This window comes from Leptothrix sp. (in: b-proteobacteria) (genome assembly GCF_965250675.1).
GTDB lineage: Bacteria > Pseudomonadota > Gammaproteobacteria > Burkholderiales > Burkholderiaceae_C > Sphaerotilus.
The window spans coordinates 167,238-189,106 of record NZ_CBDFPH010000012.1; the positions used below are offsets into that span (position 1 = coordinate 167,238).

The 21,869-nt window shown below is 69.0% G+C and carries 14 protein-coding genes; 10 read left to right on the forward strand and 4 right to left on the reverse strand.

Annotated elements, in window-relative coordinates:
* Positions 1 to 16 precede the first annotated feature (16 nt).
* From AC5IG3_RS18315 to AC5IG3_RS18360, 10 genes are all read left to right on the forward strand, one after another.
* Positions 17 to 1,138, forward strand: a complete 1,122-nt coding sequence (locus AC5IG3_RS18315; RefSeq protein ID WP_491907728.1) for an acyl-CoA dehydrogenase family protein — start codon at positions 17 to 19, stop codon at positions 1,136 to 1,138.
* Between the two features lie 57 nt (positions 1,139 to 1,195).
* On the forward strand, positions 1,196 to 1,858 hold the full coding sequence (locus AC5IG3_RS18320; protein ID WP_491907729.1) for a nucleoside/nucleotide kinase family protein: 663 nt from the start codon (positions 1,196 to 1,198) through the stop codon (positions 1,856 to 1,858).
* A 9-nt stretch (positions 1,859 to 1,867) separates the two neighbouring features.
* Entirely contained in the window at positions 1,868 to 2,890 is a 1,023-nt protein-coding gene (locus AC5IG3_RS18325) for a bifunctional riboflavin kinase/FAD synthetase (protein ID WP_491907730.1), read from the forward strand.
* 131 nt (positions 2,891 to 3,021) lie between these two features.
* A complete protein-coding gene (gene ileS, locus AC5IG3_RS18330; RefSeq protein ID WP_491907754.1) occupies positions 3,022 to 5,967 on the forward strand; it encodes an isoleucine--tRNA ligase in 2,946 nt (981 codons plus the stop codon).
* 66 nt (positions 5,968 to 6,033) lie between these two features.
* A complete protein-coding gene (gene lspA, locus AC5IG3_RS18335) occupies positions 6,034 to 6,522 on the forward strand; it encodes a signal peptidase II (RefSeq protein ID WP_491907755.1) in 489 nt (162 codons plus the stop codon).
* Positions 6,523 to 6,682: 160 nt separating this feature from the next.
* Positions 6,683 to 7,612 (forward strand): caspase family protein, encoded by a 930-nt coding sequence (locus AC5IG3_RS18340; protein ID WP_491907731.1) that lies wholly within the window; start codon positions 6,683 to 6,685, stop codon positions 7,610 to 7,612.
* 11 nt (positions 7,613 to 7,623) lie between these two features.
* Positions 7,624 to 11,454, forward strand: a complete 3,831-nt coding sequence (locus AC5IG3_RS18345; RefSeq protein WP_491907732.1) for a CHAT domain-containing protein — start codon at positions 7,624 to 7,626, stop codon at positions 11,452 to 11,454.
* Positions 11,455 to 11,579: 125 nt separating this feature from the next.
* Entirely contained in the window at positions 11,580 to 13,046 is a 1,467-nt protein-coding gene (locus tag AC5IG3_RS18350; protein ID WP_491907733.1) for a methyl-accepting chemotaxis protein, read from the forward strand.
* 151 nt (positions 13,047 to 13,197) lie between these two features.
* Positions 13,198 to 15,027 carry an EAL domain-containing protein gene (locus AC5IG3_RS18355; RefSeq protein WP_491907734.1) on the forward strand — a complete coding sequence of 610 codons (1,830 nt, stop codon included), beginning with the start codon at positions 13,198 to 13,200 and terminating at the stop codon, positions 15,025 to 15,027.
* A 53-nt stretch (positions 15,028 to 15,080) separates the two neighbouring features.
* The gene (locus AC5IG3_RS18360) at positions 15,081 to 16,733 is read left to right on the forward strand and encodes a diguanylate cyclase domain-containing protein (protein WP_491907735.1); all 1,653 of its coding nucleotides are present in this window, start codon (positions 15,081 to 15,083) and stop codon (positions 16,731 to 16,733) included.
* On the opposite strand, the gene AC5IG3_RS18365 is transcribed toward AC5IG3_RS18360, so the two are convergent.
* From AC5IG3_RS18365 to AC5IG3_RS18380, 4 genes are all read right to left on the reverse strand, one after another.
* The gene (locus tag AC5IG3_RS18365) at positions 16,722 to 18,164 is read right to left on the reverse strand and encodes an alpha-glucosidase/alpha-galactosidase (RefSeq protein WP_491907736.1); all 1,443 of its coding nucleotides are present in this window, start codon (positions 18,162 to 18,164) and stop codon (positions 16,722 to 16,724) included. The two genes, AC5IG3_RS18360 and AC5IG3_RS18365, sit on opposite strands and share 12 nt — an antisense overlap.
* A 105-nt stretch (positions 18,165 to 18,269) precedes the next feature.
* The gene (locus AC5IG3_RS18370; protein WP_491907737.1) at positions 18,270 to 19,574 is read right to left on the reverse strand and encodes an ABC transporter substrate-binding protein; all 1,305 of its coding nucleotides are present in this window, start codon (positions 19,572 to 19,574) and stop codon (positions 18,270 to 18,272) included.
* 79 nt (positions 19,575 to 19,653) lie between these two features.
* Positions 19,654 to 20,580, reverse strand: a complete 927-nt coding sequence (locus AC5IG3_RS18375) for a carbohydrate ABC transporter permease (protein WP_491907738.1) — start codon at positions 20,578 to 20,580, stop codon at positions 19,654 to 19,656.
* A 61-nt stretch (positions 20,581 to 20,641) separates the two neighbouring features.
* Positions 20,642 to 21,598, reverse strand: coding sequence for a carbohydrate ABC transporter permease (locus AC5IG3_RS18380; RefSeq protein ID WP_491907739.1), 957 nt, complete (start codon positions 21,596 to 21,598; stop codon positions 20,642 to 20,644).
* Positions 21,599 to 21,869: the final 271 nt, after the last annotated feature.

Sequence of the window (21,869 nt, forward strand, 5' to 3'; positions counted from 1 at the left end):
ACGGCAGGAGCAGGACATGGACTTTGATTTCTCCGACGAGCAGCAGCAACTGCGCGACACCGTCCAGCGCTGGGTGGCCAGGGACTACGCCTTCGAGCGCCGCCGCCAGATCGAAAAATCGGGCGGCTTCAGCCGCGCCGTCTGGCGCGAACTGGCCGACCTCGGCCTGACCGCGCTGGCCGTGCCCGAGGCACACGGCGGCCTGGGCTGGGGCGCGGTCGAGGCGATGGTGGTGCAAGAAGAACTCGGCCGCGGCCTGGTGCTGGAGCCCTACGCCCAAGGCGCGCTGATGGCACCCGCCGTGCTGGCGCATGCGCCGGACGCGGTGCAGGCGCAGTGGCTGCCCCGCATCGCCAGCGGTGACGCGCTGGTGGTGCTGGCGCAGCAGGAGCGTGCGGCGCGGTATCGACTGGATGGGGTGAACTGCGCGGCGACAGAAACGGCAGCCGGCTGGACCGTCACCGGCGCCAAGAGCCTCGTGCCCGTGGGCGACTGGGCTGACGCCTTCATCGTCTCGGCCCGCACCGACGCCGGCATCGCCCTGCTGCTGGTCGAGCGCGGCGCGGCGGGCGTCAGTTGCCGGGGTTATTCAACGCAGGACGGCGGCCGTGCTGCCGAAGTGCACTTCAGCGCCAGCCCCGCCACGCTACTGGTCGCGCCCGGCGCCGGCCTGCCGGTCATCGAGCAGGCGGTGGACGTGGGCATTGCCGCGCTGGCGGCCGAAGGCGTCGGCACGATGGAGGCACTGCTGGCGCTGACCGCCGGCTACCTCAACACCCGCAAGCAGTTCGGCGTGGCGATTGCCAGCTTCCAGGCGCTGCGGCACCGCGTGGCCGACTGCAAGATGCAGCTCGAACTCGCCCGCTCCATGAGCTACCTGGCCACGCTGCGGCTGGGCGATGCACCCGAGGTGCGCCGCCGCGCCGTGTCGCAGGCCAAGGTGCAGCTGGGCCAGAGCCTGCGCTTCGTCGGCCAGCAGTGCGTGCAGCTGCACGGCGGCATCGGCGTGACGGACGAGTACATCGGCAGCCACTACTTCAAGCGCCTGACCTGCATGGAACTCACCTTCGGCGACACGCTGCACCACCTGGGCGAGGTCAGCGCCGGCCTGCAGGACACGGCGGGCGTGTTTGCCTGACCAATTTGAGGCTGGCGGCGAAACCGTGAGGGCGCGGGCTTGAGGCAGACTCGCGCCATGCCTGACACCACCCCGCCCACCTCCGTGCCCCAAAGCCTTCCACCGGAAGCCCTCGCCCGCCTGCAAGCCCTGACGGCCACCGGCCAGCGCAAGCTGCTCGGCCTGGTCGGCCCGCCGGGTGCCGGTAAATCGACCCTGTCGGCCGCACTGCTGGCCGCGCTGCCGGGCGCGGCGCAGGTGGTGCCGATGGACGGTTATCACCTCGCGCAAGCCGAGCTGGAGCGCCTGGGCCGCGCCCAGCGCAAGGGCGCGCCGGACACCTTCGACGCTGCCGGCTACACCGCGCTGCTGCAACGCCTGCGGGACCAGCATCACGGCGGAGCCACCATCTACGCGCCCGAATTCCGGCGCGAGATCGAAGAGCCCATCGCCAACGCGATTCCGGTCTTTGCCGAGACGCAGCTGGTCATCACCGAGGGCAACTACCTGCTGCTGGAAGACCCGGCGTGGGTGGGCGTGCGCGGGCTGCTCGACGAGGTCTGGTACATCGCCACCGACGAGGCCGCCCGCGCCGACTGGCTGCTGGCGCGCCACATGCGCTACGGTCGCAGCCGCGAGGCCGCGCTGGCCTGGATCGATCAGACCGACGAGCCCAATGCGCGCCGTATTGCGGCCGTGGCACACCGCGCCGACTGGCAACTGGTCTGGCCGCACAGATAATCCGCCGCCATGCAAATCTTTCGCGGCTACCACCACCCCGGCCTGGCGCCGGCCTGCGCGCTCACCATCGGCAATTTCGATGGCGTGCACCGCGGCCATCAGGCCATGCTCGCGCTGCTGACCAACGAGGCCCGCCACCGTGGCCTGCCCAGCTGCGTGCTGACCTTCGAGCCGCATCCGCGCGACTTCTTCGCCCGCCTGCGCGGCGATGCCAACGGCGCGCCCAACCGCATCGCCACGCTGCGCGACAAGCTGCAGGAGCTGGAGCGCTGCGGCGTCGACCAGGTCGTACTGCTGCCCTTCGACGCCAGGCTGGCAGCGCAGAGCGCGCAGGACTTCATCGACGAGGTGCTGGTGCGCGGCATGGGCGCGCGCTACGTGCTGGTCGGCGACGACTTCTGCTTTGGCGCCAAGCGGGCGGGCGACTACGCCATGCTCGATGAGGCCGGCGCCGAGCGCGGCTTCGACGTGGCGCGCATGCGCAGCTACGAGGTGCACGGCCAGCGCGTCAGCAGCTCCGCCGTGCGCGAGGCGCTGATCGCCGGCCGCATGGAGCAGGCCGCCGCGCTGCTCGGGCGGCCCTACAGCATCAGCGGCCACGTCATCCACGGCCAGAAGCTCGGGCGCACGCTGGGCGAGAGTGCCGACACTGCGCACGACGGCTTCCGCACCCTCAACCTGCGTTTTGCCCACGACCGGCCCGCCGCCGGTGGCATCTACGTGGTCAAGGTGCACGGCCTGACGGACGCGCCGCTGCAGGGCGTGGCCAGCCTGGGCGTGCGGCCCACGGTGGAAGACACCGGCCGCGTGCTGCTGGAGACCTATTGCCTCGACTGGCCCGCCCACCTCGGCCGCGAGGGGGGCTACGGTAAAATCGTGCGCGTGGAACTGCTCTCCAAACTGCGCGATGAAGCCCGTTACGACGGGCTGGCGGCGCTGACCGCCGCCATCGGCCAGGACATCGCCAACGCCCGCGACTGGTTCGCCGCCCACGCCTCGCTGCACCGCCAGACCAGCCGCGACCGAATTTGACGCGCGGCCGGCTCGCGCCGGTCAGCGCGCTCAGTTCCATCCGCTTTCTGCACAGCTTCCTGCCCGACCCGCCCGCCGGGTCGCACCCACCTCCCCTGCCAGTGAACGCGCCCGATGCGGCGCGCGCCGTGATGACCGAATCTGCCTCGCCCCAGTCCGCTGCCCCCTCTGCTCCGGCCGCTAGCGCCTACCGCGCCACGCTGAACATGCCCGACACGCCCTTCCCGATGCGCGGCGACCTGCCCAAGCGCGAAGTCGGCTGGGTCAAGGACTGGAACGCCAGCGCCGACAACCCCGGCCTGTACCGCCGCCTGCGCGACGCCCGCCACGGCGCCCCGCTGTTCGTGCTGCACGACGGCCCGCCGTACGCCAACGGCAAGCTGCACATCGGCCACGCGCTGAACAAGGTGCTCAAGGACATGATCGTCAAGAGCAAGCAGCTGGCCGGCTTCGATGCGCAGTACATCCCGGGCTGGGACTGCCACGGCCTGCCGATCGAGAACGCGATCGAGAAGCTCCACGGCCGCAAGCTCAGCCGTGACGACATGCAGGCCAAAAGCCGCGCCTTTGCCACCGAGCAGATCGCGCAGCAGCGCGAGGACTTCAAGCGCCTGGGCGTGCTCGGCGACTGGGAGCGCCCCTACCGCACGATGGACTTCGCCAACGAGGCCGGCGAGATCCGCGCCTTCAAGCGCGTGATCGAGCGCGGCTTCGTCTACCGCGGCCTCAAGCCCGTGTACTGGTGCTTCGACTGCGGCTCCAGCTTGGCCGAGTTCGAAATCGAATACGCCGACAAGAAGAGCGACACGCTCGACGTCGCCTTCGAGGCCGATGACGCCGCCGCGCTGGCCGCCGCGTTCGGCCTGGCCGCGCTGCCTGGCGAAGGAAGCAAGAAAGCCTTCGCCGTCATCTGGACCACCACCGCCTGGACGATTCCCGCCAACCAGGCGCTCAACGCCAATCCTGAGCTGACCTACGCGCTGGTCGACACACCGCGCGGCGTGCTGCTGCTGGCCGAGGAGCTGGTCGCCAAGTGCCTGGAGCGCTACCAACTCGAAGGCACGGTCATCGCCACCGTCCAGGGCGCGGCGCTCAAGGGCCTGGTCTTCCGTCATCCGCTGTACGACACGGTCAGCGCCGAAGAAGGCGGCAAGTACAGCTACAAGCGCAAGTCACCGCTCTACCTGGCCGACTACGTCACCGCCGGCGACGGCACCGGCATCGTCCACTCCTCGCCCGCCTACGGCGTCGACGACTTCAACAGCTGCGTCGCCCACGGCCTGGCCTACGACGACATCCTGAACCCGGTGCAGGGCAACGGCGTCTACGCCGACGAGCTGCCCTTCTTCGGCGGCCAGCACATCTGGAAGGCCTGCGAGCGCGTCATCGAGGTGCTGGCGCAGAGCGACCGCCTGATGGCCACCGTCGGCATCACCCACAGCTACCCGCACTGCTGGCGCCACAAGACGCCGGTGATCTACCGCGCGGCGGCGCAGTGGTTCGTGCGCATGGACGAGGGCGAAGGCGTGTTCACCAGCGACAAGGCGCCCAAGACGCTGCGCCAACTCGCACTGGACGCCATCGACCACACGAACTTCTACCCCGAGAACGGCCGCGCCCGCCTGCGCGACATGATCGCCAACCGGCCCGACTGGTGCATCAGCCGCCAGCGCAGCTGGGGCGTGCCGGTGCCGTTCTTCCTGCACAAGGATTCGGGCGAGCTGCACCCGCGCACGATGGAGATCCTCGACCAGGCGGCAGCCATCGTCGAAGCCGGCGGCATCGAGGCCTGGAGCCGGGTCACGCCCGAAGAAATCCTGGGTGCCGATGGGGCTCACGGTGCCGAGCACTACACCAAGAGCACCGACATTCTTGAGGTCTGGTTCGACTCCGGCAGCACCTTCCAGCACGTGCTGCGCGGCAGCCACGCGCAGGCCTACGCCGGCGCCAGCCATCACGATTCGGGTCCGGAGGCCGACCTCTACCTCGAAGGCCATGACCAGCATCGTGGCTGGTTCCACTCATCGCTGTTGCTGGGCTGCGCGCTCTATGACCGCGCGCCGTACAAAGGCCTGCTGACCCACGGCTTTGCCACCGACGGCCAGGGCCGCAAGATGAGCAAGAGCCTGGGCAACACGGTTGAGCCGCAGACCATCACGAGCAAGCTCGGCGCCGAGATCGTGCGGCTGTGGGTGGCCAGCACCGACTATTCGGGCGACCTCAACATCGACGACAAGATCCTCGCCCGCGTGGTGGACGCCTACCGCCGCATCCGCAACACGCTGCGCTTCCTGCTGGCCAACACGAGCGACTTCAACCCGGCCACCGACCGCGTCGTGCCCGGGCAGATGCTGGAGATCGACCGCTACGCCCTCAGCCGCGCGGCCGAGCTGCAGGCCGAAATCCTGGCGCACTACGCCGCCTACGAGTTCCACCCGGTGGTCGCCAAGCTGCAGGTCTATTGCAGCGAAGACCTGGGCGCGTTCTACCTGGACGTGCTGAAGGACCGCCTCTACACCACCGCGCCCAACAGCCTGGCGCGCCGCAGCGCCCAGACCGCGCTCTGGCAGATCACCCACGCCATGCTGCGCTGGATGGCGCCGTTCCTGAGCTTCACCGCCGAAGAGGCCTGGAGCACCTTCGCCGGCGAGGCCAGCAGCGGCTCGATCTTCACCGAGACCTACGCCAACCTCGGCACGCCCGACGCCGCACTGCTGGCCAAGTGGGCGCGCATCCGTGCGGTGCGCGAACAGGTCAACCGCGACATCGAGGCGGTGCGCACCGCCGGCGGCGTGGGCGCCTCGCTGCAGGCCAACGTCACGGTCACAGCCGGCCCGGAAGACCACGACCTGCTCGCCACGCTGGGCGAGGACCTGAAGTTCGTGCTGATCACCTCGGTGGCGCGCCTGACGCTGGGGGACGAACTGCACGTGCAGGTCACGCCCAGCACCTCGACCAAGTGCGAGCGCTGCTGGCACTACACCGACGACGTCGGCGCCCACCCCGCGCACCCGACCCTCTGCGCCCGCTGCGCCAGCAACCTCGATGGTGCGGGCGAGCAGCGCACCGTCGCCTGAGGACGCAACGCCATGGCACAACCCTCGGCACAACGCAAACCCGTCGCCGGCAAGGTGAGCAATCCGATGCTCGGGCGCTGGCTGGCGCTGGCGCTGCTGGTGATCCTGCTCGATCAGCTCACCAAGGTGCTGATCCTGGGCCGCTTCGCCTACGGCGACGGCGTGCAGATCACCAGCTACTTCAACATCGTGCGGGTGCACAACACCGGCGCGGCGTTCAGCTTCCTGGCCCAGGCGGACGGCTGGCAACGCTGGTTCTTCGTCGGGCTGGGCTTCGTGGCCTCGGGCTTCTTCATCTGGATGCTCAAGAACCACGGCCAGCAGAAGCTGTTCGCGTTTGCGATGGCCATGCTGCTGGGCGGTGCCATCGGCAACGTCATCGACCGGCTCTGGCACGGCTACGTGGTCGACTTCGTGCAGTTCCACTGGGATTTTCTGGCCGTGCTGTTTCCCGGCGGCTACTTCCCGGCCTTCAACGTGGCCGACAGCGCCATCACCGCCGGCGCCATCGGCATGATCCTCGACGAGATCCTGCGGGTGCGCCGCAGCCGCTGAACCCCAGCGCCTTCGGCGCTGGGACGCGTGAATTTTCACGCGCCCCAGCCCACCCAGCGCAAAACCTTGCGTGCCAGTTGCGCCGACCCGGCTCAGACTGCAGTTTCCGGAAAAAATGCAAATCCGGTTTCCTGCAGACACCCGCCGAGAGGAACGCGCCATGGTCAGCCGCAAAGTCACGACAAGCACAACAGTCGCCCCCGCCGCACGCCCACCCCAGGCGCGGTCGCTGCACATCGGCCTGAACGCCGTCAGCGCCAGGCATTACGGCGGCTGGGACGGCCCGCTGGCCGCCTGCGAGTTCGACGCCCACGACATGGCTGCCCTCGCCGCCAGCCAGGGCATGAAATCCACCGTGATGCTGACGGCAAAGGCCACCCGCGCCAAGGTGCTGGCGGCCTTGCGTGCGGCGGCCAAGGCGCTGCGTGGCGGTGACCTGTTCTTCCTGAGCTACTCCGGCCACGGCGGCCAGGTGCCCGACACCAACGGCGACGAACCCGACCGCCAGGACGAGACCTGGTGCCTCTACAACGGCCAGCTGATCGACGACGAGCTGTACCTGGAGCTGAGCCGCTTTGCCGCCGGCGTGCGCATCCTGGTGCTGTCGGACAGCTGCCACAGCGGCAGCGTCACGCGCGCAGCCCTGCCCGTGCTGGACGCCACCGGCCCGCGCCCGCGCCTGATGCCGCCGGCCATTGCGCTGCGCACCTACCGCGCGCACCAGGCCTTCTACGACCAGTTGCAGGATGACGTCCGCCGCGCCGCCGGCACGGTGATCGACCCCGATGCCGCGCTGGCCGGCCTGGCGCTGACCAGCACCAGCCCCCGCCTGCCGGCGATTGCGCAGCAGTTCGGCGCAGCGGCAATCCTGATCTCGGGCTGCCAGGACAACCAGACCTCGATGGACGGCGACCGCAACGGCGCCTTCACCGAGCGACTGCTGCGCGTCTGGAACAGCGGCAGCTTCAGCGGCACCTATGCGCAGTTCCACGCCCGCATCCGTGCCGGCATGCCCGCCAGCCAGAGCCCCAACCTGTTCGTGCTGGGCGCGGCGGGCAGCTTCCTGAAGCAGAAGCCCTTCAGCGTCTGAGGAGAGATGACATGACCCGCCACATCACCTTTCTCGTCCCGGGCGATGCACTGCCCGGTGGCTATTCGCGCCTGAGCCGGGGCGCGCGGCCGGAGGGACTGCAAACGCTGCCCAGCGGCCGGCTCAAAGCCGCCGCCACGCTGGCGTCCGCCCCAGCCGGGACCACCACGCGAGGCGGCACAGCGCCCACCCTGCAGAAGCTGCAGGCAGAAATCGGCCTGGACGTGGTGGTGTTGCACCTGGCCGGTGACGCCGCAGGCAGCGCCGGCCCCGTGCTGGTGCTGCACCCCGAAACCGCACGCGACCTGCTGCGGGCCCAGGCCGGCGTGGCGCCGGTCAAGGCCGGTGCGCGACGCGGATCGGACACCCTCACCGTGCCGGCCACGCTCGGCTGGGCGGGCGGCGCACACCGGGGCGGGCTCAAGACCATCGCGCTCAAGGCGATAGAGATCATCAGCAATGTCACGGGCCTGGGCGCCATCAAGGACAGCGCCATCGACTGGGCCGAAGCCAAGGTGCTGCAGCGCTTCGATGGCCAGGTCGACGCCGGCCTCTACCGGCTGCAGGCCAGCGGGCTGGCGCCGCTCAAGGACCACGCCACCAGGACGCCGGTGGCCGACGCCGCGCCCGACGGCGGCCCGCTGCTGGTGCTGCTGCACGGCACCTTCTCCGACACGCCGGGCACCTTCGGCAAGCTGTGGGAACAGCACGCCGACCACGTGCAGGCGCTGTTCCGGTTCTACGGCGGCCGGGTCTACGCGCTCGACCACCCGACGCTGGGCGTCAGCCCGATTGCCAACGCGCTGGCGCTGGCGCGCAGCCTGCCGGCACAGGCCCGCGTGCACCTGCTGACGCATTCGCGCGGCGGGCTGGTGGCCGAGGTGCTGGCGCGCGTCGCCGCGCAGCCGCAACTCACGCCCGACGACCTGGGCTGCTTTGCCGACCAGGGCGAACACCGCTACACCGCGCACCGCGCCGACCTGCTGGCGCTGGCCACCGAGCTGGCGCAGCGCCAGCTCCGCGTCGAGCGCGTGCTGCGCGTGGCCTGCCCGGCGCGCGGCACGCTGCTGGCCTCGCGGCGGGTAGACGCCTACCTGTCGGTGCTGCAGTGGGCGCTGCAACTGGCGCACGTGCCGGTGCTGCCGCAGATGGTCGATTTCCTGGCCGCCGTGGCCCAGCGCCGCACCGATCCGGCCGAGATCCCCGGCCTGGAGGCCATGCTGCCCGACGGTCCGCTGGTGCGCTGGCTCAACCCGACATCCTCCAGGACTGCGCCCCTGCCCGGCGACCTGCGCGTGGTGGCCGGCGACCTGACCGGCGGCAGCAGCCTGCTCGGCTGGGTCAAGATGCTGATGGCCGACGCGCTCTACTGGCAGGACAACGATCTGGTCGTGCACACCGCCGCCATGTTCGGCGGCGGCCCGCGTGCCGCCGACCGCGCCCGCTACGCCCGCGACGAGGCGCCCGACGCCAGCCACTTCGACTACTTCGCCAACCCGCGCACCGCCCGCCACGTGCTCGACGGCCTGACGCTGGACAACCCGGCGCAGTTCCGCGCCATCGGAGCGCAATCGTGGGCCGGGCAAGACAGCAGCGGCACCCGCGGCGTGCCCGTCGCCCGCACCACACAGGCCTGGCACCTGCTGCAAACCCCCGCCCAAACCCGTGCGCTGCCCGAGTCTGAAGCTGCGGTGCTGGAAGTGGAAATCGTCAACGGCAACCTGCGCGCCGCCGGCTGCGTGCTGCTGATGGGCCACTACCGTGGCCTGCGCCTGAGCAGCACCGAAGCGGTGATGGACCAGTTGCTGGGCGGCACCCTGAGCGCCGCGCTGCTCACCGGCATCTACCCCGAGGCGGTCGGCCGCCACCGCATCTTTGCCCATCCGAATCCCGCCGCTGCGGGCGATCAGGTGCCGTCACTGCTGATCGCCGGGCTGGGCGAGGAAGGCAGCCTCGGCTCGCCCCAGCTGACCGAGACCGTGCGGCTGGCGGTGATCGGCCAGGCGCAGAAGGCCTGGGAGCAGCAGCAAAGCACCTCGCAGGAGGTGCACGGTTTCACCCTGGCCGCCACGCTGCTGGGCAGCGGCGGCACGGGCGTGTCGCCCGGGCTGTCGGCCCAGGCGATCGTGCAGGGCGTGCTGCTGGCCAATGAGCGGCTGGCGGCGGTCGGCTGGCCGGGGGTGAGCCAGCTGCAGCTGATCGAGCTCTACCTGGACCGCGCCACCGACGCCTGGCGCGCCCTGGCCGTGCTGCAGCATGGCGGGCGCACGCGGCTGAAGCTGGCGCCCTACATCCGCAGCGGCAGCGGGCCACTGCGGCGACCGCTGGACGCCGGCTACCGCGCCACCGGCTACGACTACGTCACCGCAGTGCAGGGGGCAGCGCAGGGCACGGAATCGAGCATCATCTACACCCTCGACACCCGCCGCGCCCGCACGGAGTTGCGCGCCCAGGCCACGCAAGGCCCGCTGGTGCGGCAGCTGATCGCCCAGGCTGCGCAAGACGGCCACGCCAACCTGCCAGTGGGCGCCAGCCTGTTCCAGCTGCTGGTGCCGGCCGAACTGGAGCCCTTCCTGACTGGCAGCGGCCAATTGCTGCTGGAGTTGGACGAGGCCACCGCCGCCATTCCGTGGGAGCTGCTCGCGCCGCCGGAACGCGCGCCGGGCGGCGAAGACAGCGCCAGCGGGCCGGACATCGACCCGCGCCCGTGGGCGATCCGCTGCCAGCTGCTGCGCAAGCTGCGCACCGCGCAATTCCGCAGCCAGCCCGTGAGCGCGCGGCGCGACGCCGGCGTGCTGGTGGTGGGCGAGCCGCGCTGCGACCGCAGCGACCTGCCGCCGCTGCCCGGCGCCCGCGCCGAGGCCCTGCAGGTGGCCGCGCTGCTGCGCGAGCGCCAGGCCAGCGTCACCGAGCTGATCAACGAGGACGCGCTGCCCATCGTCAACACCCTGCTGGCGGCCGAGTGGCGCGTCATCCACGTGGCAGGACACGGGCTGTTTGACGACCAGGGCGGCGGCGTGGTGCTGTCGGGCGACGCGCTGCTCGGCCCGCGCGAGATCCTGGCGCTGCGCACCGTGCCGGAGCTGGTGTTCGTCAACTGCTGCCACCTGGCGCACGAAGACAGCAGCGGCCTGTTCACCCGCCGCAGCGCCCTGGGCGAGCAGCGGCCGGCGTTTGCCGCCAACGTGGCGCGCCAGCTGATCGGCAACGGCGTGCGCTGCGTGGTCGCCTGCGGCTGGGCGGTGGGCGACGCGGCGGCGCTGGCGTTTGCCGAAGGCTTCTATGGCGCACTGCTGGACGGCCAGCGCTTCATCGAGGCCGTGAGCGCCGGCCGGCTGGCCGCCTGGCAGGCCGAGCCCGGCGGCAACACCTGGGCGGCCTACCAGTGCTACGGCGACCCGAACTGGGTCTACATCGTCCAGCCGGGCGATGCGGACGGCGTGCCGAACGTGCCGCGCAGCACCGACATCAGCGGTATCGCCTCGGCACCGGCGCTGATCCTGCAGCTGGAGGCGCTGATCGTCGAGAGCCTGCACAACGGCGGCCCGACCGAGGCACGGCGGGCGCTCATCGGCCAACTGCAGGACCGCTACGGCGCCGCCTGGGGCGCGATGGGCGTGGTGCAGGAAGCCTTCGGGCTGGCCTATGCGCAAGAGCAGGCATTCGACCGCGCCATCACCTGCCTGCAAGCGGCCTGCACCGCCGCCGACGCCAGCGCCAGCCTGCGCGCCGCCGAGACGCTGTGCCAGCTGCTGCTGGCGCGGGCGCAGCCGGCCGATCTGGCGCAGGCCCGGACTTTGTCTACCGCGCTGCACGGACTGCGCGGCGTGCTTTTGTCATGAATTGAAAATTGATTTCTCTTAAATCGGGTCGATAACGAACCGATCGAGCTCATGGGCGAGCGCCAAGTGCGTCTGTCAAGGACGCCTTTGACCACGCCAGCGACAACCATCTCAAGGGAATTTTCATGACGGCCACCCGTGCGCCTGCGCGCCTCTCTTCACTCAAACCCATCACCTGCCACGCCGCCGATGAGCGACAGCAGGCCTTGCTGGGTGACCGGGTGATGCTGGCAGCGGTCATGATTTCGGCGATGGCCGCCGGGGTGCTGGGCTGGCAGTTCGTGGAGCGCGGCGTGGCGCTGGGCGTGTCGGCCCTGCTGCTGGGGTTGGCGGTGGCCGCTTATGGCCTGGCACGCGGCACGCTCGGCTCCCGCCTGGTGCTGACGCTGGCGCAGAGCGCGCTGGTGGCGCTGCACATTCAGCTCTCGCGCGGCATGGTCGAGTTTCACTTCGGCGTGTTCGTCACGCTGGCGCTGCTGCTGGTGTATCTGGACTGGCGGCCGATCGTGTTCTCGGCGGCGCTGTTCGCGGTGCACCACGTCGTGTTCGACCGCCTGCAGGCCGCCGGCCTGCCAGTGTTCTGCATCACCGAGGCCAGCTTCCCGCGCGTCCTGCTGCACGCGCTGTATGTGGTAATCCAGAGCGGCCTGGAGGTGGTGCTGGCCGTCGTCACCGGCAGGCGCTTCCATGAATCGACCGAGTTGGGCCGCCTCACGCACGAGATCAACCGCAACGATGGCCAGACGCCCGACATCGCCTCCGTGCCGACCTACTACCCGCGCACGCAGGCGCTGCAGGAGGCGCTGGCGCGCATGTTCGACGCCGCCGTCGTGGTGCAGGACGCCGCCCGACACATCCACGACGCCTGTGGTGACTTCGCCAGTGGCAACCAGGACCTGTCGAACCGCACCGAAGTGGCCATGGCCTGCCTGCAGGAAACCACCAACAGCCTGGCGGAGCTGACCGAGTCGGTGGCGCACACTGCCAGCGCTTCCCGCCAGGCCAGCGACCTGGCCACGGGGGCTGCACAAGTGGCCACGCAGGGCGGCCAGGCCATGGGCCATGTGGTGGTCAACATGAACCGCATCCAGACCAGCGCGCAGAAGATCGGCGACATCGTCGGCGTGATCGACGGCATCGCCTTCCAGACCAACATCCTGGCGCTCAATGCGGCCATCGAAGCGGCCCGCGCCGGCGAGCAGGGCCGCGGCTTCGCAGTGGTCGCCAGCGAGGTGCGGGCCCTGGCACAGCGCAGCGCCCTGGCGGCACGCGAGATCAAGCAGCTCATCAACGACAGCCTGGAACAGGCCGACAACGGCGCGCAACTGGTGCAGCAGGCGGGCGACGCCATCAGCCACCTCGTCGAGGCCGTGCACCGCGTGCAGCAGACCATGGACGACATCACCCAGTCCACCGCCGACCAGTCGCAAGGCGTGGCCATGGTGCACGCCGAGATCGAGCAGTTCAACGAAATGACGCAGGGCAATGCCGCGCTGGTGGAGCAGTCGGCCGCCGCCTCGCTGAGCCTGGGCCTGCAGGCGCAGCGCCTGGGTCAGGTGGTGTCGGTCTTCAAGCTGGATGCACGGGTCTAGCCGTTTTATTGCTGTTCAGGTCAAGCTGGATCAATACCAGCCGCATTGAAGCCGGTCCATGGGCGCCGGGCGGCACGTCAGGTGCTAGTCTTTTTGGTTCGGCAATAGCAGGCAGGCTCTTCAAGCCCGACTGCGAACGGAGACACCGACCATGAAAACAATGCGCATCGTGATCCTGGATGAGGAAGGCGCCCGTGCCGAAGCGGTTCTGGGCCGGCCCGGCCTGGACCTGCGCAGCCTGGAAGGGCTCAATGGCCACGACGTGGCCGAACTGCTGCGCGAGCACGCCCGGCCCACACCGTTTGTCGACACCGCCCCCGACGCGCTGATCGACCTGCCCGACGTGCACCAGTTCGAGGCCGACTTGCAGGATGCCCTGCACGCCACGCTGCACGCCCAGAGCGCAGGCCACCCGCTGGCGCTGCTGCTGGGGCCGGGCAGCAGCGACGCCGACATCGCGCACCGCGCCGGCAGCCGGCCGTCGACACTGCCGTTCGAGCGCCTCAACACCTCGCTGGTGCGGGCATTGCGCCGGCATGAGCTGGAGGCCGCGCTGGCCGAATCGGAAGTGCGGCTGCAGCGCCTGGGCCTGAGCGAACGCCAGACCGGCCTGCCCAGCCGCGAGCTGTTTCTCGACCGGCTCGAACAGGCCGCCGCCGCCGTGCTGCGCGGCGGCGTGTCGTTCGCGACGCTGATGATCGGCGTGGAGCTGTCGGCCACCGAGCGCGACACCCTCAGCGAAGGCGCCATCACCAGCCTGCTGGCGATCATGGGCCAGCGGCTGGGCGAGGTCGGCCGGCGCTCGGACAGCTATGCGCGCATCGGCGGCCACAGCTTTGCCGCGCTGCTGCTGGGCAACAACTCGGTGGGCGGCTCGCTGGCGATGGCGCACAAGATTGCGCAGGAACTCTCCAAGCCCGTCAGCCTGGACGGCCGGCTGCTGCAGCCGGTGCTGGCCGTGGGCGTGGCGCTGTGCCCGCAGCACGGCACCGACGCCCGCAGCATGCTGCTGCACGCCCACGGCGCGATGGAGCAGGCCCAGCTCAGCCGCGACGGCGTGGCGGTCTACGACGCCCGCCTGCAGCGCACCGGCCGCACCGGCTGGATCAGCACGGCCAGTGACAGCGCGGGCGCGCTGCTGCCGGGCGACGACGCGCTGGCGCCGCTGCTGGCCGATGCGATCGAGCGCCACGAACTCACCCTCGCCTACCAGCCCGTCATGACGCTGCAAGGCACGCCGGGCGATCCGGCACCGCGCCCGCAGCTGCGCCGGCTGGCCGCGCTGGCGCGCTGGTACACGCCGGCGCTGGGCCACATCTCACCGGCAGTGTTCATTCCGGTGGCCGAACACCACGCGCTGATCGGCGCCCTGACCGACCAGTTGCTGGAGATGGCGCTCGCCCAGGCCAGCCCGTGGCGCGAGCAGGATCTGGTGCCGGCGCTGTCGCTGCACCTGTCGGCCCAGGTGCTGGAAGACCGGGACTTTCCGGCGCGGGTGGCGCTGGCGCTCAACCGCTACGCCTGGCCTGCCAGCGCGCTGGTGCTGGAGTTGCCCGCCGCCGCCCTGGCCCAGCCCGGCACGCTGGCTCTGGGTGTGCTGGCCGAGCTGGCGCACCTGGGCGTGCGCCTGTCGATCGACGATTTCGGCAGCGGCCTGGGCTCCTACCTGACGCTGGCCGAACTGGGCACGCTGGCCGAACTCAAGGTCGACGTGCAGGCGCTCGCGCCGGGCAACGCGACGATGCACTCGCTCATCGACCTGGAGCGCGAGCATCGCAACAGCGCCATCCTGCGCTCGGTGGTGACGCTGGCGCAGGGGCTGGGCGCCGAGGTGGTCGCCAAGGGCGTGAGCAGCGCCGCCACCGTCGCCTGGCTGCGCGAGCTGGGCTGCCACACCGCGCAGGGCCACCTCTGGGGCCGGGCGCTGCCGGCCGATCAGGTGCGGGCGTGGTGCGTGAATCACACCGCAGGGCCATGCTGACTCAGGGTTGAGCGCAAGCAAGGCAGCCCGAAAATGCCGCTAGCATTTGCCGGGTGCATCAACCTCATTCCCTGCATATCCGCTGGTCACCGCTGCAACGGTACGCGCTGGCGCTGCTCATTTTTCTGGCTGCGCTGGCGGTGCGGCTGGCCTGGCTGCCGGCCGAATCGAGCTGGGCCTACCTGACCTTTCTGCCCGCCACCGTGGTGGTTTTCTATCTGGGCGGCCTCGGCCCCGGCCAGTTGATGACCGTGCTCAGCACGCTGACCTTGAGCGGCTACTTCATCTTCAGCGCCTCGGCCACGTCGGTGGAGTCCAGCCAGCATCTGGCGCTGTCGGTGGTGGCCTACGTGCTGTCGGCCCAGCTGGTGGGTGCCATCGTGAACCAGCTGCGGCTCACCGCCGTCGATCTGCGCTCGACGCTGTCGGCGCTGCAATCGAGCGAGCAGCGCTACCAGACCATCCTGGAAGACCAGACCGACGTGATCTGCCGCTTCCGGGCCGATGGCACCGTGGTCTACGTCAACGCCGCCTACTGCCGGCTGTTCGGCAAGACCAGCGCCGAACTGGTCGACCAGCACTGGCACCCGGTGGTCTGGCCCGACGATCAGGCCGCCGTCGACACCCAGCTGGCCCGGCTGTCGCCCGAACAGCCCGTGGTCACGATCGAGAACCGCATCATCACGGCGGGTGGCGAGGTGCGCTGGGCGCAGTTCGTCAACCGGGCCACGTTTGACGAACAGGGTCGGCTGCTGGAGATCCAGTCGGTCGGGCGCGACATCACCGAACGCCGCCAGCTCGCCAGCGAGCAGCAGGCCATGCTCAACAACGACCTGGTCGGCATCGTCAGACTGCGCCATCGGGTGGTGGCGTGGAAGAACCCGGCGATCGACCGCATCTTCGGCTACGAGGCCGATGAGCTGCTCGGCCAGTCCGCCCGCCGGCTCTATCCCAGCGAGGAGGCCTACCGCGCGGTCGGCGCGGAGGCTTATCAGACCCTGCAGCAGGGCAAACGCTACCGGGCGCAGCTGCCCATGGTGCGCAAGAGCGGCGAGACGCTCTGGATCGACGTCAACGGTGTGCAGCTCTCGGCCGAGAACAACGAGTCGCTCTGGCTGCTGACCGACATCACCGCGCTCAAGCACTACCAGCAGCAGATCGAGCACATCGCCTTCCACGACAGCCTGACCGGCCTGCCCAACCGCCTGCTGCTGGCAGATCGCCTGACCCAGGCGCTGGCGCTGGCCGAGCGCCGCCAGCGGGTGGTGGCGGTGTGCTATCTCGACCTCGACGACTTCAAGCCCGTCAACGACGCGCACGGTCACGCCGCGGGCGACGTGCTGCTCAAGGAAGTGGCGCGCCGGCTGCGCCGCTCGGTGCGCGCCAACGACACCGTCTGCCGCCTGGGTGGTGACGAATTCGTGCTGCTGCTGACGCACCTGGAACACGCCGACGAATGCGACCCGGTGCTGCAGCGGGTGATCTTGGCCGTGAACAAGCCCATCGAGCTGGGAGAGCAGCGCCTGGCCCAGGTATCAGCCAGCGTGGGCGTGGCACTGTTCCCGGACCACGGCGCGCAGCCCAGCACGCTGCTGGGCCACGCCGATGCGGCCATGTACGCCGCCAAGAAGCTCGGGCGCAACCGGGTTCACAGGCACGACAGCCTGCACACCCACGCAGCCCGAAGCACCCCCTCAGCCCTGTAGGTACTCGGGCAGGAAGGGCCGGTGCGCGGCCAGCAGCTCGTCGACCATGGACCGGATCTGCTCCAGGTCCAGCGTGGCCGCCGTGTGCGGGTCGAGCATGGCGGCGTGATAGACATGCTCACGGTTTTGCGCCATCACGGCCTCCACCACCAATTCCTGCACGTTGACGTTGGTGCGCATCAGCGCCGCCAGTTGCACCGGCAACTGGCCCACGCGCGTGGGCTGCACGCCGTTGTGGTTGACCAGGCAAGGCACCTCCACCGCGCAGCCCTGCGGCAGGTTGGTGATCAATCCGTCGTTGAGCACATTGCCGTTGATGACGCGCGGCGTGCCGGTCACGACCGAATGGATGATCGAGCTGCCGTACTCGACGCTGCGCGTGACGCTGCGCAGACCTTCGAGCATGTGCGGCGCCTCGTCGATCGAGCGCGGCATGACGTGGATGCCGGCGTTCTGCAGCTGCGCCAGCAGCGCGCCGGGGTCCTGCGAGCCGGGTGCTTCCAGCTCGCGCTCGATGTAGGGCCAGGCGTGCTCAAACACCTGACAGCGGCCGGGGTACTCGTCGAGCGGAATGTTGAATTTCTGCAGCAGCTCCGCGCGGCCCTGCTTGATGAACCATGGCACGTACTCGGCGAAGTGCTCGCTCGACTCGGTCGGGAAATGGCCCAGCTGGCGCAACATCTCGTAGCGCACGCGGTTCCAGGCGGGCATGGCGCCCTCGCGCTGGATATCGCGCAGGCGCGGGTACAGGTCCACACCCTGATGCTCGAAGCGCAGGTAGAACGACATGTGGTTGATGCCGGCGCAGTGGTAGTCGATCTCGCCGACCGGAATCCCCAGATCGTTGGCCAGCTCCTGCGCGGTGTGCTGCACGCTGTGGCACAGGCCGACGGTGGGAATGCGCCGCACCTTCGATTCGTTGGCCGCCCGGTTCAGCGCCCAGGTGATCATGGCCATCGGGTTGACGTAGTTGAGGTGCTGGGCGCCGTCGGCGCAGACCTCTTCCATGTCACGCAGCATGTCGAGCATGACCGGCACCGTGCGCAGGCCGCGCATGATGCCGCCAATGCCCAGCGTGTCACCAATGGTCTGCTCCAGGCCGAACTTCTTCGGGATCTCGAAATCGGTCACCGTGGCCGGCTTGTAGCCGCCGACCTGGATGGTGTTGAGCACGAAGCGCGCGCCGTCGAGCGCGCGGCGGCGGTCGGTGGTGGCGGTGATCACCGGCTTGGCGCCCACGGCGTCGGCGATGCGGTGCGCCACCTTCTCGGACAGGCCCAGGCGGTGCGCGTCGATGTCGTGCAGCGCAATCTCGGCGCCGGCCAACTCGGGGTAGGACAGGATGTCGCCCAGCAGGTTGCGGGTGAAGACGGTGCTGCCGGCTCCAATCAGGGTGATCTTGAGGCGACGCGGTGTGGCGATGGTATTCATGAGCGGCAGGCGTGGATCGTCTTGGAAAAAAGCGCCGGGGTTTGCACCCCGGCGCCAAACAGCACGCCAGCGAAAACTCCAGTCGCTGGCACTGCGGAGACAGGCTTACTTGAACAGCGCGTTGACCTTGCCGTTGGCGTCCTTGAGCGCCGGTACGGCCTGGGTCTTGCCGCGCAGCACCGAGTCGATGGCGTTGGCCATCAGCTCGTTGACCTCGGAGCCGTTGTCGGCAATCGGCGCCAGGAAGGTCTTGCCCTTGGCCATCTCGAGGAAGGCCGAGTCATCGATGCCCTTGGCCTTGTGCACGGCGGTCACCGTGTCGGGCAGGCCCTTGACGGCCGGGAACACCACGCCCGCCTTGGCGACCACGCTCTGGCAGGCCTCGGAGCCCAGGTACTTGACCCACTTCCAGGCCTGCTCCTTGTTCTTGCTGCCGACCCAGATCGAGTCGGCCAGGCCGTTGAACATGGTGGCGCGCGCGCCGCTCGGGCCCTTGGGCAGCGGCACCCAGGCGTAGTTGAACTTGGTGTTGCTGGCGAAGTGGTTGATCATCCACGAGCCTTCCGGAATGATCGCGGCCTTGCCGGCCATGAACATGCCGCCCGAGCCGAGCTTGCTGACGTCATCGGGCGTGGCCGACACGCCCTTGCCCGGCAGGCCGGCGATGTACTGGATGGTCTCGGCCAGCTTGGCGTCGTCGTAGTAGAACTTGCCGTCCCAGGGCTTGTCCTGGAACTTGAAGCCGTTGGAGACCGCGAAGTGGCTCCACTCGGTCTGGCCCATCATGCCGCCCGAGCCGGGGTTCTGGTAGCCGTAGGTCACGACCTTGGTCTTGTCGAACTTGGGGCTGGCGGCGTTGTTGCCGTTGGCGTCGAGGGTCAGCTTCTTGACCACCTGCTCGAACGAACCGCCGTCCTTCGGGTTCCAGCTCATGTTGTTCAGGTCGGCCAGGGTCACGCCGGCCTTCTTGGCCACATCCATGTTGACGATGAAGGCGATGGTGTCCCAGTCCTTGGGCAGGCCGTACTGCTTGCCGTCACGGCCCCAGATGTCGTAGAGGCCGTTGGAGTAGGCGTCGGTCTTGACGCCGTCGCGCTTGACCAGCGGCGCCAGATCGACCAGCTGGTTGTTCTTGGCGAACTCGGGGTACTTGGCCAGGTGGTTGGTGAACACATCGGGCGCGGTGCCGGAGATGAAGCCGGTCGAGATGCCGGTCCAGTAGTCGTCCCAGCCCTGCTGGCTGATCTTGATCTTGATGTCCGGGTTGCTCTTCTCGAAGTCGCTGGCGCACTGCTGGTAGGCCGGACGCTGGCCCGAGTCCCACAGCACGTACTTGATGTCGACGGCCTGGGCGGCACCGGTGGCGGCAAGCAGCGCGGCGGCGGACAGGATGTGGCGGCGGATGGTCATGGATGTCTCCTCTACGGGGTGAAACGCGCGCGATGCGCTTGGGGTGCTGCATCGCTGCAGCGGGTCGAACAAACAGGAATCACTTGCTGCCGCTGAACTGCACCGACTCGACCACCTTGCGGCCGAAAGCGATCAACAGCGCCAGCGTCGGCAGGATGGTCAGCGCGGTGGCGGCCATCAGGCCGGTCCAGTCGGGTTGGCCTTGCGGGGTCTGCGACTTGAAGCTCTGCAGCGCCACGGTCAGCACCTGCATCTCCTCGTCCTTGGCGACCAGGAAGGGCCAGAAGAACTCGTTCCACATGTTGATGCCCTGCAGGATCGCGATGGTCGCGATCGGCGTGGCCGCCAGCGGCAGCACCACGGTCCAGAAGATGCGCAGCGGCGAGGCGCCTTCGAGCATCGCAGCCTCTTCCAGGTCGCGCGGCACCGACATGAAGAACTGGCGCAGGAAGAAGATGCCGAAGGCCGAGAACAGGCAGAACGGCGCGACCATGCCAGCCACGGTGTTGAGCAGCCCCAGGTCCTTGACCAGGATGAAGTTGGGGATGAAGGTGACGACGCCCGGAATCATCATCGACGCAACAAACAGCCCGAACATCAGATCGCGGCCGGGGAAGCGCAGGCGGGCGAAGGCGTAGGCGGCCATTGCGCTGGTCAGCACCTGGCAAGCCACGACGATGACGGTGAACACCAGCGAGTTGCCCAGCGCGCGCATGAAGTTGATCTCGGCACCCGAGCCGCCGTGCGCCATCGCCTGCTCGGGGCTCAGCAGCCCCAGCACGCGCTGGAAGTGCGCCAGCGTCGGGTGATCCGGCATCAGCCGCGCGCTCTGCGTGAACAGGTCGGCGGACGGCGTAAGCGCGGTCTTGAGCACCAGCCACAGCGGCGCCACCGTGATGAACAGCATCAGGCCGAGGATGGCCCAGGCCAGCAGGCGCGAGGAAGAAACGCGGCGTGCGCGTACCGAGGCGCTGGGCACGACGGCGGTGGGAAGGGAGGCGGACATGGCGGATTCCTGCGGGCAGTGGGTGCGGGGGAAGGCGACGTGGCTCAGGCGCTGAGCCTGCTCAAGCCAGGTCGTTCTCGTTGGAACGCATGATGCGCATCTGCACGATGGTGTAGGCCACCATCACCAGCCCCAGCGTCAGCGACATCGCCGAGGCGTAGCCCATCTTGTAGAAGCCGAAGGCGTTCTGGACGATGTAGTGCACGATCACCCGGGTCGACTCCAGCGGCCCGCCGTTGGTGGCCACCGCCACGGTGTCGAAGATCTGGAACGAACCCGTCACGCTGGTCACCAGCACGAACACCATCACCGGGCGCAGCAGCGGCAGCGTGATGCGGCGGAACATCTGCCACTCGTTGGCACCTTCGAGCGATGCCGCCTCGTACAGGTAGCGCGGAATGCCCTGCAGACCGGCCAGGAACAGCAGTGCGACCAGGCCCATGTGGCGCCAGATGTTGACCGCGGCGACCGTGATCAGCGCCTCGTCGGGGCTGGCGAAGAACGGATGCCGGCTCATGCCGAGAAAGGTGATCAGGTGGTTGACGCCGCCCAGCAGCGGGTCGAGCAGCCAGACCCACATCAGCGCCACCAGCACGTTCGACAGCAGGTAAGGCAGCAGCACCACCGACTTGACGAACAACGAGCGCGTCAGCCGGTCCATCGCCACCGCCAGGAACAGGCCGAGCACGACCTGCAGCGGGATGTTGAAGATCACGTAGTAGAGCGACAGCTTCATGCCGTGCCAGAACTTGCCGTCCTCGATCATCCTGGCGTAGTTGGCCCAGCCGACCGGCTTCGGGTCGCTCAGCAGGTTCCAGTCGGTGAAGCTGATCTCCAGCGCCCGCAGCGTCGGCATCGCATAGAACAGCACGAAGCCGATCAGCGCCGGCAGCACCAGCAGCAACCCGGTCAGGGACTCGCGGCGGCGCAGCGGTCCGAAGGCCTGGCGCACATTGCGCAACGTCCGCTGCAGACGCGGAGGACGGGCAGCAGCAGTGGCATCAACAGCAGAAGACATCGGCAGGCCTTGAAGTCGGACAGGAGGGAGCGTGAAAGGAGCAGCGGCACCACCGAAGAAGCCATGCCTGCCGCGTTGCAAATATTATTCGCAATCGATTGCAAAAACATCTCAGTGTTTTCACTGATATTTGCAAATCATTCACCTGACAAGATCAGGCCGGCCTTCGGGCTTCCCCTCATCGGCGCTCCATTTGCAGGGCATGACCGCTCGCTATGATCCAAATCCCCCGTATGTCCGGGCCCAACCTTGAAGTTCCTGACGCCGTGAG